Annotated in this window: 14 protein-coding genes; 7 read left to right on the top strand and 7 right to left on the bottom strand. The window is 63.4% G+C overall.

Going from position 1 to position 13,335, the window contains the following annotated elements; all coding sequences use genetic code 11:
* The first annotated feature begins 18 nt into the window (after nucleotides 1-18).
* From murJ to AC1DZP_RS20155, 4 genes are all read left to right on the top strand, one after another.
* Nucleotides 19-1,626: a murein biosynthesis integral membrane protein MurJ gene (murJ, locus tag AC1DZP_RS20170; RefSeq protein ID WP_477225235.1), complete on the top strand. Its 1,608-nt coding sequence runs from the start codon at nucleotides 19-21 to the stop codon at nucleotides 1,624-1,626.
* A 119-nt stretch (nucleotides 1,627-1,745) separates the two neighbouring features.
* Nucleotides 1,746-2,813, top strand: a complete 1,068-nt coding sequence (gene trpS, locus AC1DZP_RS20165; RefSeq protein ID WP_477304857.1) for a tryptophan--tRNA ligase — start codon at nucleotides 1,746-1,748, stop codon at nucleotides 2,811-2,813.
* Between the two features lie 104 nt (nucleotides 2,814-2,917).
* On the top strand, nucleotides 2,918-3,409 hold the full coding sequence (locus AC1DZP_RS20160; protein ID WP_095082749.1) for a universal stress protein: 492 nt from the start codon (nucleotides 2,918-2,920) through the stop codon (nucleotides 3,407-3,409).
* Between the two features lie 191 nt (nucleotides 3,410-3,600).
* Nucleotides 3,601-4,170: a NifU family protein gene (locus AC1DZP_RS20155; protein ID WP_095084295.1), complete on the top strand. Its 570-nt coding sequence runs from the start codon at nucleotides 3,601-3,603 to the stop codon at nucleotides 4,168-4,170.
* Nucleotides 4,171-4,365: 195 nt separating this feature from the next.
* Here the strand turns inward: AC1DZP_RS20155 and AC1DZP_RS20150 are convergent, their stop codons facing one another.
* On the bottom strand, nucleotides 4,366-4,983 hold the full coding sequence (locus AC1DZP_RS20150) for a L,D-transpeptidase (protein WP_477304855.1): 618 nt from the start codon (nucleotides 4,981-4,983) through the stop codon (nucleotides 4,366-4,368).
* A gap of 224 nt (nucleotides 4,984-5,207) precedes the next feature.
* On the opposite strand from AC1DZP_RS20150, the gene cueR reads away from it, so the two are divergent.
* Together cueR and AC1DZP_RS20140 are read left to right on the top strand one after the other, a co-directional pair.
* Nucleotides 5,208-5,630, top strand: a complete 423-nt coding sequence (gene cueR, locus AC1DZP_RS20145; RefSeq protein ID WP_457150044.1) for a Cu(I)-responsive transcriptional regulator — start codon at nucleotides 5,208-5,210, stop codon at nucleotides 5,628-5,630.
* 99 nt (nucleotides 5,631-5,729) lie between these two features.
* A complete protein-coding gene (locus AC1DZP_RS20140) occupies nucleotides 5,730-6,104 on the top strand; it encodes a hypothetical protein (protein ID WP_477304853.1) in 375 nt (124 codons plus the stop codon).
* Between the two features lie 137 nt (nucleotides 6,105-6,241).
* On the opposite strand, the gene AC1DZP_RS20135 is transcribed toward AC1DZP_RS20140, so the two are convergent.
* Entirely contained in the window at nucleotides 6,242-6,448 is a 207-nt protein-coding gene (locus tag AC1DZP_RS20135; protein WP_477304851.1) for a hypothetical protein, read from the bottom strand.
* Nucleotides 6,449-6,688: 240 nt separating this feature from the next.
* Nucleotides 6,689-7,255 (bottom strand): NADPH-dependent FMN reductase, encoded by a 567-nt coding sequence (locus AC1DZP_RS20130; protein ID WP_477225231.1) that lies wholly within the window; start codon nucleotides 7,253-7,255, stop codon nucleotides 6,689-6,691.
* Between the two features lie 900 nt (nucleotides 7,256-8,155).
* Here AC1DZP_RS20130 and AC1DZP_RS20125 point away from each other — a divergent pair.
* Entirely contained in the window at nucleotides 8,156-8,656 is a 501-nt protein-coding gene (locus AC1DZP_RS20125; RefSeq protein WP_184873363.1) for an MmcB family DNA repair protein, read from the top strand.
* Nucleotides 8,657-8,687: 31 nt separating this feature from the next.
* On the opposite strand, the gene nhaA is transcribed toward AC1DZP_RS20125, so the two are convergent.
* The 4 genes from nhaA to AC1DZP_RS20105 all read right to left on the bottom strand — a co-directional run.
* On the bottom strand, nucleotides 8,688-9,884 hold the full coding sequence (nhaA, locus tag AC1DZP_RS20120) for a Na+/H+ antiporter NhaA (RefSeq protein ID WP_477304849.1): 1,197 nt from the start codon (nucleotides 9,882-9,884) through the stop codon (nucleotides 8,688-8,690).
* Between the two features lie 312 nt (nucleotides 9,885-10,196).
* On the bottom strand, nucleotides 10,197-10,760 hold the full coding sequence (locus AC1DZP_RS20115) for an ActR/PrrA/RegA family redox response regulator transcription factor (RefSeq protein WP_095082767.1): 564 nt from the start codon (nucleotides 10,758-10,760) through the stop codon (nucleotides 10,197-10,199).
* An 85-nt stretch (nucleotides 10,761-10,845) separates the two neighbouring features.
* Nucleotides 10,846-12,171: an ActS/PrrB/RegB family redox-sensitive histidine kinase gene (locus AC1DZP_RS20110; RefSeq protein WP_457150039.1), complete on the bottom strand. Its 1,326-nt coding sequence runs from the start codon at nucleotides 12,169-12,171 to the stop codon at nucleotides 10,846-10,848.
* A 124-nt stretch (nucleotides 12,172-12,295) separates the two neighbouring features.
* On the bottom strand, nucleotides 12,296-13,335 hold a 1,040-nt coding region (locus AC1DZP_RS20105; RefSeq protein WP_477304847.1), incomplete at its 5' end, for an ATP-dependent helicase C-terminal domain-containing protein.

The raw sequence follows: 13,335 nt of genomic DNA, 5'->3' as shown, positions 1-13,335 counted from the left end.
CAGGCAGTTCCCAAAAGCATGAGCCTCGTCAAGAAATTCGCAACGGTCGCTTCCGGCACGCTGATGAGTCGCGCGCTCGGCTTCGGGCGTGAGATGCTGATGGCGGCAGCGCTGGGCACCGGACCGGTCGCCGACGCCTTCAACGCCGCCTTCCAGTTTCCCAACACCTTTCGCCGGCTGTTCGCCGAGGGCGCTTTCAACGCCGCGTTCGTGCCGCTGTTCGCCAAGGAGATCGAGACACACGGCACCGAAGGCGCCAAGCGCTTCTCGGAGGAAGTGTTCGGCGTCTTGTTCACGGCGCTGCTGGCGCTGACCATCGTCATGGAATTGTCGATGCCGCTGATCGTGCGCTACCTGGTTGCGCCGGGTTTTGCCGGCATACCGGGAAAATTCGACACCACGGTGACGCTGGCGACGATCATGTTCCCCTACCTGATCTGCATGTCGCTGGGCGCCATGATGGCGGGGATGCTGAATTCACTGCGCCGCTATTTCGCGGCGGCGGTGGCGCCGGTGTTTCTCAACATCATCCTGATCGGCGTGCTCGCCTACGCCTGGTACAAGGGCTCCGACGCCCTCACCGTCGGCTACGGACTGTCCTGGGGCGTGCTGGCCGCCGGACTGGTGCAACTGGCGATCGTCTGGGTGGCGGTGCGCCATGCCGGCATCTCGATCGGCTTCCGCCGTCCGAAAATGACGCCCGCGGTCAAGCGGCTGCTGATCCTGGCGCTGCCGGCGGCGATCACCGGCGGCATCACCCAGATCAACCAGTTGATCGGCACGGCGATCGCCTCGGCGCAGAACAGCGCGGTGTCCTCGCTCGCCTATGCCGACCGCATCTACCAGTTGCCGCTCGGCGTGGTCGGCGTGGCGGTGGCGATCGTGCTGTTGCCCGAACTGTCGCGGGCGCTGAAGTCGGGCAACCTGATCGAGGCGGCCAATCTGCAGAACCGCTCGGTCGAGTTCACGCTGTTCCTCACCTTGCCGGCAGCCGCGGCACTGTGGGTGATGTCGGAGCCGATCGTGCGGCTGGTCTATGAGCGCGGCGCCTTTGCCGCCAACAACTCGACGCCGACGGTGGCGGCGATCCTGGCGATCTTCGGCCTCGGCCTGCCGGCCTTCGTGCTGATCAAGGCGTTCACCCCAGGCTATTTCGCCCGCGAGGACACCCGCACGCCGATGATGTTCGCTGCCATCTCGGTGGCGGTGAACGTCACCACGGCGCTGACGCTGTTTCCGGAAATGGGCGCACCCGGCATTGCCGTCGCCTCTGCGGTCGCCGGCTGGGTCAACGCGCTGATGCTGCTCGGCGTCTTGATCCGGCGTGGCCATTGGGGCCGCGACGTTCCGCTGATGAAACGCATTCCGCGGCTGGTGCTGTCAGCGATCGTGATGGGGGCGGCACTTTATTTTGCCGAACACTGGTTCGCCGTCAGGCTCGGCCGGGGTGCGCCGCTGGTCGTCAAGGCGACGACGCTTCTGGCGCTCGTCGCCGGCGGGGCGCTGCTCTACTTCATCACCGCCTTCGCCACCGGCGGCGCCGATTTCGGCATGATCCGGCGCAACGTCAAGCGGGGATCGGGGAAAGCGGCGCCACCGGCCCCAAAGACCGCCCCGGACGAGTAGGGCCGGATAACTCGACGGCAAAACCGGTCTTGATCGTATCGTCGTGTTCGTCCATAAGCGCGCCGTCGCAAGACTTTCGCCGCGCGCGAAACGGCCCTCCACAAGCCAAGGGAACAACCATGACCGCCTTCAAGCCACTCGTCTTTTCCGGCGTCCAGCCGACCGGCAATCTCCATCTCGGCAACTATCTCGGCGCCATCAAGAAATTCGTCGCCCTGCAGGAAACCTCCGACTGCATCTATTGCGTCGTCGACCTGCATTCGTTGACGGCACAGCTCGTCCATGACGACCTCGCCGACCAGACGCGGTCGATCACCGCGGCGTTCCTGGCCTCGGGCATCGACCCGAAGAAGCACATCGTCTTCAACCAGTCGCGGGTCATGCAGCATGCGGAGCTCGCCTGGATCTTCAATTGCGTGGCGCGCATCGGCTGGATGAACCGCATGACGCAGTTCAAGGACAAGGCCGGCAAGGACCGCGAGAACGCTTCGCTGGGCCTGCTTGCCTATCCGAGCCTGATGGCTGCCGACATCCTGCTCTATCGCGCCACCCACGTCCCGGTGGGCGAGGACCAGAAGCAGCACCTGGAGCTGACCCGCGACATCGCGCAAAAATTCAACAACGACTTTTCCGACCGCATCGCAGCCCTTGGCGTCGGCGTCGAGATGCAGGTCGGCGAGGAGACCGTCAATGGCTATTTCCCACTGACCGAGCCGGTGATCGGCGGGCCGGCGGCGCGCATCATGTCACTGCGCGACGGCTCGAAGAAGATGTCGAAGTCGGATCCGTCGGACCTGTCGCGCATCAACCTGACCGACGATGCCGACGCCATCTCGAAGAAGATCCGCAAGGCCAAGACCGACCCGGAAGCGTTGCCGAGCGAGCTGGACGGGCTGGCCAGCCGGCCCGAGGCGGAAAACCTGGTCGGCATCTATGCTGGTCTTGCCGATATGTCGAAGGCAGACGTGCTGAAAGAGTTCGCCGGCCAGCAGTTTTCGGTGTTCAAGCCGGCGCTGGCCGACCTTGCGGTGGAGAAGCTGGCGCCGATCGCCAGCGAGATGCGCCGCATTTCCGATGACCGCGCCTATGTCGACGCGGTACTGAGGGATGGCGGCGAGCGCGCCAGCGTGCTGGCCGAAGCGACGATGAAAACCGTGCGCGACATCATCGGGCTGCTGCAGAGCTAATCCCAACATCGGGTGCACTGCACCACACTGGCATAAGGCCGGCGGCTTGCCGCCGGTCTGCGGCAGTGGCAGATTGCGGCCGCAATGACACCGAGTACGTAGACATGGTCTCCAAACGCCTCAGCCGCGAAGCCGGCCATCGCCGCAAGTTCCTGGCGATCATCGACGACACGCCGGAATGCGAGCGCGCCGTCGCCTACGCCTCGAAGCGGGCGCAGAGTACCAACGGCATGCTGGTGCTGCTCTATGTGATCGAGCCGGACGATTTCCAGCACTGGCTGGGTGTCGAGAAGATCATGCGCGAGGAGGCCAACGCCACGGCGCGCGCCGCGCTTGACGGTTATGCCAACAAGGTGCGCCAGAAGCTCGGCATGGAGCCGGAGATGGTGGTTCGCGAAGGCAAGCCGACCGAAGAGATCCACAAGCTGATCGAGGAAGACCAGGACATCGCCATCCTGGTGCTGGCCGCCGGCGCCGGCAAGGAAGGTCCCGGACCGCTGGTCGGCGCCGTGGCCGGCAAGGGTGCCGCCTTCCCGATCCCGGTGACCGTGGTGCCGCAGAACCTGTCGGACGAGGAGATCGACAGCCTCGCCTAGATGTATCGATATTCGGGTGATGCCGGCCTGCAAACGGCCAGACCTGAATCGCACCTCAAAGCGCATCGCAGGTCGCAAAAACATTCCGCCAGCCAGCCGTTCCGGCGATGCGTTTCGCTTGAATGTCCAGCCAATAGAGCCTATTTAGAACTATTCCAAACTGGTTGCCCGAAATGGGCACGGAGACGGCCATGTTCATCCAGACCGAATCGACGCCAAATCCGGCGACGCTGAAATTCCTGCCCGGCAAGGAAGTGCTTCTGGAAGGCACCGCCGATTTCCGCGATGCCGACAGCGCCGCCACCGCCTCGCCGCTGGCTGGCCGGCTGTTCGAGATCCCCGGAGTTACCGGTGTTTTCTTCGGCTACGATTTCATTACCGTGACCAAGGACGGCCCCGACTGGCAGCATCTGAAGCCGGCGATTCTCGGCGCCATCATGGAGCATTTCATGTCCGGCGCGCCGGTCATGGTCAAAGCCGGCCCCGCCGCTGAGACCAGCCTGACGGGTGAGTTCTACGACAAGGCTGACGAGGAACTCGTCATCACCATCAAGGAACTGCTCGACACGCGGGTGCGCCCGGCGGTCGCCCAGGATGGCGGCGACATCACCTTCCGCGGCTTCGAGAACGGCACGGTGTTCCTGCACATGAAGGGCGCCTGCGCAGGCTGCCCGTCATCGACGGCGACGCTGAAGCACGGCATCCAGAATCTCCTGCGCCACTTCGTACCGGAAGTGCAGCAGGTCGAGCAGGTTTCCTGATTGTCCGCCGGACGCTTTGCCGGCAAACAGATTCGATAAAGCGCAAAAAACAGGCGCAAAAAACAAAAAACCGGGCCGAATTGCCCGGTTTTCTGTTTGGGACGTCCGTTGTTGCCTAGACGGTCCGCGCATGAAAGGCGTCTCTATCTGATCATGATTTTGCCGAAAACCGGTACCGGTTTTCGGGATCATGGTCTAAAGAACAATGACCTTTGCGCCCACCGAGGTGCGGTCATAAAGGTCGATAATGTCCTGGTTCATCAGGCGGATGCAGCCTGACGACATTGCCTTGCCGATCGAATTCCACTCCGGGCTGCCATGCAGGCGATAGCCCATGTCGCCGCCCTTGTTGAACAGGTACATGGCGCGGGCGCCGAGCGGGTTCTTCAGGCCCGGCTCCATGCCGCCGGCAAACTTGGCCAGTTCCGGCTGGCGGTGGATCATCTGCGAAGGCGGCGTCCAGGTCGGCCATTCGCGCTTCAGCGCGATGTGGGCGGTGCCGTGCCATTCGAAGCCTTCGCGACCCACGCCGATGCCGTAGCGCATCGCCAGGCCATCACCCTCGACGAAGTAGAGGAACTTGTTCTGCGTATCGACGATGATGGTGCCCGGCTTTTCCTTGGTGTCGTAGTCCACCTCCTGCCGATGATACCTCATCGGCACCTTCTCGATCGGGATGCGCGGCAGCTGGTAACCGGCGTCGGTGACCGCACCGTAGTCGTTGGAGAAAATCCGCATGCCGATGCTGCTGCAACCGGCGATAGCAGTGGAAAGCGCCAATGCGGCGGCGATTGCAAACGACTTCATGCGCATAAGATGATCCGGTGCCCCGCCCCAACGTCAGCAGCACGAGTCGGCCGCTTCACGATCATTCATGCTGGCATTTTCTTTGCTTGCCAAGCACCCGATGCCTATATGCAGGGGCTTACGTGCTGGTAGGCGCATTACTATGGCATTTCGGCAACAGGCCTCACAGGATTGTGAAGCAAAATCAATGGCCCCGTCCGTAAGCCCCTTAAAAATCAAGGAAAATCGTCATGAATGTCGGTGACGCCGCCCACCATTCAGGCCTGCCGGCCAAAACCATCCGCTACTATGAAGAGATTGGCCTGATCGCCCCTGCGCGTGCCGCCAACGGCTACCGCGACTATTCGGGCGACGATATCCACCGGCTTGCCTTTCTGCGCCGCGCGCGCAACCTCGGCTTTTCCATCGACGATTGCCGCCAGCTGATGGCGCTCTACAAGGATCGAAGCCGCGCCAGCCACGACGTGCGCGAGATCGCCGCCGCCCATGTCAGGGCGATCGAGGAAAAGGTGCGCGAATTGCAGTCGATGCGTTCGACCCTGCAGACGCTGATCCACGCCTGCCACGGCGACGACCGGCCGGACTGCCCGATCCTGGATGACATGGCCGGGGCTGCGCTGCCCAGCGGCAAGGATGCTTCGACGGCCGCATAGGCGCTATGCGTCCAGCGGGAGCATCATTTGGAAACCGGTAGGATTTGCCGTAATATTAACCGGGGCTAATGCACATCTCCTTGGTCGGAAGGGACCTGAGTGGGGAAGTTCCTGGCAGGCCTGTTGGCCGCGACGCTGGTCGCGTCGGCAGGACGATGCTGGTCGAAGGACAAGCCTTACAAGCCGATCTTCGAAGAAAAAGTAAGAATGGCCAGCGCCCTGCGGTATTCCGACATCCTGAGCCAGGAATGCATGCACGGGCGGCGGTATCCGCGGTACAAGATCAAGAACGGCTTCAAAAGGCACTACCAGGAAATGTGCCTGCAGTTGGTCGCGGAAGGGTACACCATCGTGCCTGATGTGACCGGGAACAACTCAGCCAGGGCGCTGTCCGAGATGGAATTCGACGCCAAGCGCCGGCTTGGGATCGCGCCCCAATTTGGCTGTTTTCGAGCATACTGGCTGGATGATTGAGGGCTGCCTCTCAATTGGCCGATAGCGTGGGTCTGTCAGACGTCCGGGCGCGCCATCCTGATGCGGCGCGGCGTGCAACGGCTTTTGATGGAGACGGCGGCTGGGCATTCCCAAGATCGCTCCGGCCACCCGGCGTATCAAGTCGGTTCGCGCGGACGATCTCTTTGTTTTTCGAGGAACTGATTGGCGTGTTCCGCCCAATCGTCCGCTGTGATCTTATGTTCCTGAACAGACTTTCCAAAGGCCTCGCGCAGAGCGTCAAGGTCGAAGGCCCACAGCTGTTCGCCTTCGCTGCTGTTCGATGTCGCGTCACCCGTCCCCATGGAAGCGACGATAAGCTCCACAAGTTCAGGCTTTCAAGGACCAATGCCTGACTTCTTTTGGGTGCATCCGGGTTAGATCATAAGATCGGCGTTCTCGCTCATTGGACGCCCCTAGCTTAGCGGTTGTGCTTCATACCAGCGGGCCAACCAATCCAGAACGTCCATCCAGATCAGCTACCGGACCGGTATCAGCATGAAAACGAGGGCATTCTCCAATCTATGGATTCGCAGCCAAGGGCTTCCGGCCGCGAGGTGTCCTGCTTATGTGGCCAGGGCGGTATAGACCCGAGTGATGAAGCCGTGGAATTGCATCATGTAGTCGCGCAGGAACTCCTCGGTCCCGGCGTCGGTGACCTCGCCTTCATCGGTGATCAGGCCGGGTTTGAACTGGATGTAAGCCTCGATCGAGTTCATCTGCGGGGAGTTGCAGAAGCCAAGAACGCCGCGAAGGCTTTGCTGCGCCAGCGCGGTGCCGATCGAACCCGGCGAGGTGCCGATGACCGCCGACGGTTTTCGGGTGAACGAGTTGTGGCCGTAGGGCCGGCTCGCCCAGTCGATCGCGTTCTTGAGCCCACCTGGGATTGAGCGGTTGTATTCCGGCGTGACGAACAACACGGCTTCGATCCCGGCGAGCGCTTCCTTGAATGCCTTTGCCGGCGGAGGGAAATCAGCGTCGTAGTCGTAGCTGTACAGCGGCAGGTCCTTGAACGGGATTTCGGCCATCGAGAGTTCGGCTGGCGCCAGGTTCACGAGCGCCTTGGCCAGCTTCCGGTTGATTGAGCCCTTGGCGAGGCTGCCAATGAGATAACCGACTTTGTACGCGGTCATAAGAATGCCTCCTCGGGAGAAAGCCAGTATGCGGCTGGCAGCGCAGTCCTGAAGGGTACACCCCAAGGCCGATCAATGCACGCGTATCGTGGGTAGCGGCTGCCCTACGGCTGGGCAGGGCGTGTCTGGGACTTCAGTCTTAGTTGAGCTTCCGCTAATGTGCCTATAACTTGGGCAGTGCGGGGGACGATCCCAAAAGCCTGATCCCGCAGTGGCCGGTGCGGCCTACCCCAACACCAAGCACCCCGACCGTACCGGCCACTCCAGAGGGCCGGGTGGGAATTGGCTAGGCCGACATTCATCGTAGCGCCTCTACCAACGAAGCACCTGAAGACCTTCTATCGGCCTTTCTCGATTGAACTCGTGCCCTTGGGCACGAAGAAACACCGCCATCTGTATCTCTGGAGGCCTCGAACTTCATGTGGGGAATGATCGTTCGATAGAACGTCATTAAATGCTCACAGAGATGGTAGCGGTCATCGGGGGAGGCTTGGGCACGATCTCTAGGGATAAACCACTCCGGCTCTTGTGGCTCATTCATGTATGCGGGGCGAGGCGACCTGACGTAATAGCCGTCTTTCGTCTCCCTGACCTCGCGAGGGTCTATCGGGTGGCAATCTTTGTTGCCGCAGCAATCAGATTGCATAACCGGGTCTTTTTTGCCGGTGTACCAATCATGGGCGTCCGCGTCGCCAGATAAGACCAGCCACGCCAGCGCGATCCAACCTCGTGGCTGTCGCATGACATCCCCCTCGCATTTCGGGATAAGAATATATTAGCGATGACTAATTGTCAGCCTAGAGCCTCATGCCATCGGGTCGAAGCACCGGGTTTGTCAAAGATACAATCGCCCCCATAAAACAGGTTCAAACCGTGAACAAAATCTGGCATGGTGCCGCCATGCCAATCATCTCGCCGATTCTGCAAAACCCGCTTATCGACGGTCGCCAGTCCGAGCGCGCCATGCTGGTGCGGCGCGGCGTGCAGCGGTTGTTGATGGAGATGGGCGCGCATGTGCTGCCCGAACTGTCGCTGGCCACCGGCCGCCGTGCCGACCTCGTCGCGCTAACGCGGCAGGGCGACATCTGGATCATCGAGATCAAGTCCTCGATCGAGGATTTCCGGGTCGACCGCAAATGGCCGGATTACCGGCTGCATTCCGACCGCTTCTTCTTCGCCACCCATCCCGGCGTGCCCTCGGAGATTTTTCCCGAGGAGTGCGGCTTCATCCTCTCCGACGGCTACGGCGCCGAAATCCTGCGCGATGCGCCGGAGCACCGCATGGCGGCGGCAACGCGCAAGGCGCTGATGCTGCGGATCGCGCGGGCCGGCGCCTCGCGGCTGCTGGCGGCCGAGCTTGCCGGCGTGTCGGTGCCGGCGCTGGAGGGGGAGAGCGAGTAGTTCGCAGAGCCCGGGAACTGCAGGGCCAGCCCTACTCTTCGCTCTCTTCCACCCCACTCGCAGCCGGCGCCATCAACAACACGGCGGCGCCCAGGAGGGCGGCGATGAAGGAGCCGGCGAGGATGCCGACCTTGACCGCGTCCTGGAGGGCCGCGTCGCTGGCGAAGGCGAGCAGGCCGATGAACAGGCTCATGGTGAAGCCGATGCCGCACAGCAGCGAGATGCCGATCAAGTGCGACCAGCCGGCATGGGCCGGCAGGTCGGCAAGGCCGAAGCGGATGGCAAGTGCCGAGGAGCCGAAGACGCCCACCAGCTTGCCGACGACGAGGCCGGCGGCGACACCCAGCGTCAACGGCTCGACCAGCGCGCCAAAGCTCAGGCTGGCGAGCGAAACGCCGGCATTGGCAAAGCCGAAGATCGGGATGACGACAAAGGGCACCATCCTGTGCAGGCCATGCTCGAGCCGGTGCAGCGGCGAATGGTCGAGATCGTGGCGGATCCCGGCGGAGCGTTCGAGCGGAATGGTCAACGCCAGCGCCACGCCCGCAAGCGTGGCATGGACGCCGGATTTCAGCACCAGCACCCACAGGATTGCACCGAGCACGAGATAGGGCAGCAGCGTCATCACCCGCATGCGGTTGAGCACGACGAGCAGGGCAATGACGGCGAAGGCGGCACCAAGATAAGCTGATGACAGGCCGCTGCTGTAGAAGACGGCGATGATGATGACAGCGCCGAGATCATCGATGATGGCAAGCGCGGTGAGGAAGACTTTCAGCGATGCGGGCACACGGCTGCCGAGCAGCGACAGGACGCCGAGCGCGAAGGCGATGTCGGTGGCGGTCGGGATCGCCCAGCCGGACAGGGCTGCCGCATCGTTGCGGTTGATCGCGACGTAGACGAGTGCTGGAACCACCATGCCGCCGGCCGCGGCGATGCCGGGAAGGACGCGGCGCGGCCAGGTCGAGAGCTGGCCGTCCAGCACCTCGCGCTTGATCTCCAGCCCGACAAGCAGGAAGAACACCGCCATCAGCCCGTCATTGACCCAGTGCGAGACGCTGAGGGGGCCGAGATAGGCATGGAGAGCGGCGAAGTAGGTTTCGGCGAGCGGCGAGTTGGCGACGATCAGGGCCAATGCGGCGGCCACCATCAGGACGATGCCGCCGGCCGCCTCGCTATCGAGAAATTCGCGGAAGACGGAAACCGGCCGCTGCTTCAAGTTCTGCATGTCGCCTCCGTCATGCCGCCTATTGGCCGGCGTCATTTTCCGAGCGCTGGCGCCGCCCCTCACCTGCCTGCCGGCATCCTCTCCCCGTATAGTGACGGGGAGAGGGACGCTGTCATCAATGGTTTCGCCAATATCTCAGCGTTGCAAGAAAGGCACCGGCTTTGGCAGGCCTCTTTCTCCCCGTCACTATACGGGGAGAAATGCCCGGCAGGGCAATGAGGGGCGGGGCTTACTTCGACAATTGGTGGTCTCGGCCACGAGTTGGAAACCGTCATTGATCCGAAGCCATTTGCCCCGCGTATTGCGGCAAGCTCAGCGCGGCGCGCGCTTGGCCAGGATCCGCTGCAAGGTGCGGCGATGCATGTTGAGCCGGCGCGCGGTCTCGGAGACGTTGCGCTCGCACATCTCATAGACGCGCTGGATATGCTCCCAGCGGACGCGATCGGCCGACATCGGGTTTTCCGGAGGCGCTGCCCGCTCGCCCGCCGTGCGGGTGAGCGCAGCGAAGATGTCGTCGGCATCGGCCGGCTTGGAGAGATAATCGACGGCGCCGAGCTTCACCGCTGTCACCGCGGTGGCGATGTTGCCGTAGCCGGTCAGAATGATGGTGCGGGAATCGTCGCGCTTCTCACGGATGGCGGCAACCACGTCGAGACCATTGCCGTCGCCGAGCCGCATGTCGACCACGGCATAGGCGGGCGGGTTGGCGCGCGCCTTGCCGACCGCCTCCTCGACGCTCTCGGCCGTCTCGACCACGAAGCCCCTGGTTTCCATGGCGCGGGCCAGGCGCGTGAGGAACGGCTTGTCGTCATCGACGATGAGCAGCGAGGTGTCCTCGCCTTCCACCATTGCGCCAATGTTTTCGTCGCCTGTCATGGTCTCAAAATTCCTGCTGCCTTAATTCCACGCAGATATAGTTCCTGAGCCTGATTGTCCAATTTTTCGAACCCTTGCAAGGCTCTCAGGCGGTGTCGAACATGCTGGCCGAGGTGATTTCCGGATTGAGGAACACGCCACGCGGCCACGATATCTGTACCACGGCGCCCTCGCCCAGGCCGCTCGAATTGCGGAAATCAAGTGTCGCGCCGGAGCGTTCGAGCAGCGTCTTGGCGATGAACAGGCCCAGCCCCAGGCCGCCGCCGGCTTCCGTGCCCTGGCGCGTCGACATATAGGGCTCGCCGATACGGTCGATGATCTCGGCGGGAAACCCCGGCCCGTCATCGATGATCGAGAAGGCCACAGTGGTGTCGTCCCAGCTCCAGCTCACCGTGACGCTCTTGCGGGCGAAATCGACGGCGTTCTCGACCAGGTTGCCAAGGCCGTAGATGACGCCCGGATTGCGGCGCCCGACCGGTTCGGGGCCGATGCGCTCGCCAGGCCGAAGCTTGATCGAGATGCCGAAGTCGCGATGCGGGGCGGTGACCTCCTCGACCAGCGAGGTCAGCGGCAACCGGGAAAGATGCGCCTCGCCCTCGGACGAAAGGCTGGTCAGGCGCTTGAGGATCTCGCGGCATCGCTCGCTCTGCGAGCGCAGCAGCTTGACGTCCTCGCCGTATTTGGGATCGTTGCCGAGCGCCTTTTCCATCTCCTTGACGACAAGCGTGATGGTGGCGAGCGGCGTGCCAAGCTCGTGCGCGGCGGCCGCCGCCAGCCCATCCAACGCCGACAGGTGCTGCTCGCGCTGCAGCACCAGTTCGGTGGCGGCAAGCGCATTGGCCAGAAGCCGCGCCTCGGCGGCCACCCGGAAGGCGTATATGGCGGTGAAGGCGATCGAGGACAGCACCGCCATCCAGATGCCGGCGACGTAGATGAAGGGCATCTCCAACGGCGCGCCTTCATGCCAGGGCAGCGGCAGATGGACGAAGACCAGCAAGGTCGCCGCCGTCATCACCAGTCCGCCGAGGATTGCGGTCAGGCGCAGGGGCAGCGAGGTGGCCGAAATGACGACGGGCACGGTCATCAGCAGCGAGAACGGGTTGGTAAGGCCACCGGTCATGTAGAGCAGGCCGGCAAGCTGCAGGCTGTCGAAGATGAGGATGCCGAAGGCCGCGAGCGGGGTGAGCCGGTGCGCCGCCGGAAAGCGAAAGGCGAGAAACAGGTTCATCCAGGCCGAACAGGCGATCAGGGCGAAGCAAAGGCTGACCGGCAGCGGAAACTTCAGGCCATAGGCGACGACGAGCACCGTCACGCTCTGACCGACGATGGCAAGCCAGCGCAGCCTGATCAGCGTGTTAAGGCGCAGTCTCTGGCTCTGCTGGAAATCGGGCGAACGCAAAACGTTGATCATGGTGATGGATTACAGCCGCGGGACAGGAAGCGCTAGGTACCGCACCAATCCGAGGAGCCGGATTGGAGCTCTACTTCTTGTTTGAGCATGATCTTTTCCAAAAACCGGTTCCCACTTTTTGGGATCATGCTCTGGGCTTGGCGCGGGCCGTAGCGGCGGCGAGCAGCGGATTTTCCGGCCAGAGATGCTTGGGATAGCGGCCGCGCATGTCGGCGCGCACATCGGCCCAGGAGCCGCGCCAGAAGCCGGGCAGGTCGCGCGTCGTCTGGATCGGCCGGTGCGCCGGCGACAGGAGCTCGAGCGTCAGCGGCACCGTGCCGTTGGCGATGGCAGGATGGCGGTCGAGGCCGAACAGCTCCTGCACGCGCACAGCCAGCACCGGCCATTCACCGTCATAGCGGATCGGTACATGGCTGCCGGACGGGGCGTCGAAATGGGTTGGAGCCAGCGCTTCGATCCTGCGCTGCAAGTCATGCGGCACGAGCGTGGCCAGCCCCGCCGCGACGACGCCCGGATCGATGGCGGCAAAGGAGGCCGCGCCGGACAGGAACGGCAGCAGCCAGTCGTCGAGGCGCTCGATGAGCGGGGCATCCGACATATCAGGCCACGGCGCTCCGAGGCCACGGTGCAGCCAGGAGAGCCGCTGGCGCAGCGTTTGCGCCTCCTTGCCCCAGGTCAGCAGCGACAGCCCATGCTCGCGCAAGGCGTCGAGGATGGCGCGATCGGCGTCGGCGCCGGTTGGCGGCGGCAGCATGCGCTCGGAAAGGGTGATGGCGCCAAGGCGCACGGTCTCGCGCACACGCACGGCGCGCTTGTCACGGTCGAAGCTGGTTTGCCTGCGTGTTTCGATCCTGTCGGCAAGTGCTGTGCGGACGTCGTCCTCGCCGATTGCCGCCGCCGCCGTGATGCGTGCATTCTGCGCCTTGCCCTGCAGGTCGGCGACGACCAGAAACGGCTCGCCGGCCAGCGGGTCGGCAGCGTCGAGCATGGCGCCGGAACCGTTGGCCAACACGAAACGACCGCGCTCGCCGCGCGCCTTGGCGACGCGATCGGGCCAGGCGTGGATCAGAAGCGTGCCGGCCCCACCCTCCCCCTTGTGGGGAGGGTCGATCCGCGAAGCGGAGCGGGGTGGGGGTGGGCCGAGCGTGGGACCCCCCCCCCCAC

The organism is Mesorhizobium sp. P2_F8, assembly GCF_056403655.1.
The sequence above is the reverse complement of the archived record's forward strand: the minus strand, read 5'-3'. Positions and strand labels throughout refer to the sequence as shown.

Excerpts from the sequence above, each read along its gene's own strand:
- cueR (WP_457150044.1), top strand. The coding sequence starts at position 5,208 with ATGAATGTCGGTGACGCCGCCCACCATTCAGGCCTGCCGGCCAAAACC.
- AC1DZP_RS20150 (WP_477304855.1), bottom strand. The coding sequence starts at position 4,983 with ATGCGCATGAAGTCGTTTGCAATCGCCGCCGCATTGGCGCTTTCCACT.
- AC1DZP_RS20155 (WP_095084295.1), top strand. The coding sequence starts at position 3,601 with ATGTTCATCCAGACCGAATCGACGCCAAATCCGGCGACGCTGAAATTC.
- murJ (WP_477225235.1), top strand. The coding sequence starts at position 19 with ATGAGCCTCGTCAAGAAATTCGCAACGGTCGCTTCCGGCACGCTGATG.
- trpS (WP_477304857.1), top strand. The coding sequence starts at position 1,746 with ATGACCGCCTTCAAGCCACTCGTCTTTTCCGGCGTCCAGCCGACCGGC.
- AC1DZP_RS20110 (WP_457150039.1), bottom strand. The coding sequence starts at position 12,171 with ATGATCAACGTTTTGCGTTCGCCCGATTTCCAGCAGAGCCAGAGACTG.
- AC1DZP_RS20160 (WP_095082749.1), top strand. The coding sequence starts at position 2,918 with ATGGTCTCCAAACGCCTCAGCCGCGAAGCCGGCCATCGCCGCAAGTTC.
- AC1DZP_RS20130 (WP_477225231.1), bottom strand. The coding sequence starts at position 7,255 with ATGACCGCGTACAAAGTCGGTTATCTCATTGGCAGCCTCGCCAAGGGC.
- AC1DZP_RS20125 (WP_184873363.1), top strand. The coding sequence starts at position 8,156 with ATGCCAATCATCTCGCCGATTCTGCAAAACCCGCTTATCGACGGTCGC.
- AC1DZP_RS20115 (WP_095082767.1), bottom strand. The coding sequence starts at position 10,760 with ATGACAGGCGACGAAAACATTGGCGCAATGGTGGAAGGCGAGGACACC.
- nhaA (WP_477304849.1), bottom strand. The coding sequence starts at position 9,884 with ATGCAGAACTTGAAGCAGCGGCCGGTTTCCGTCTTCCGCGAATTTCTC.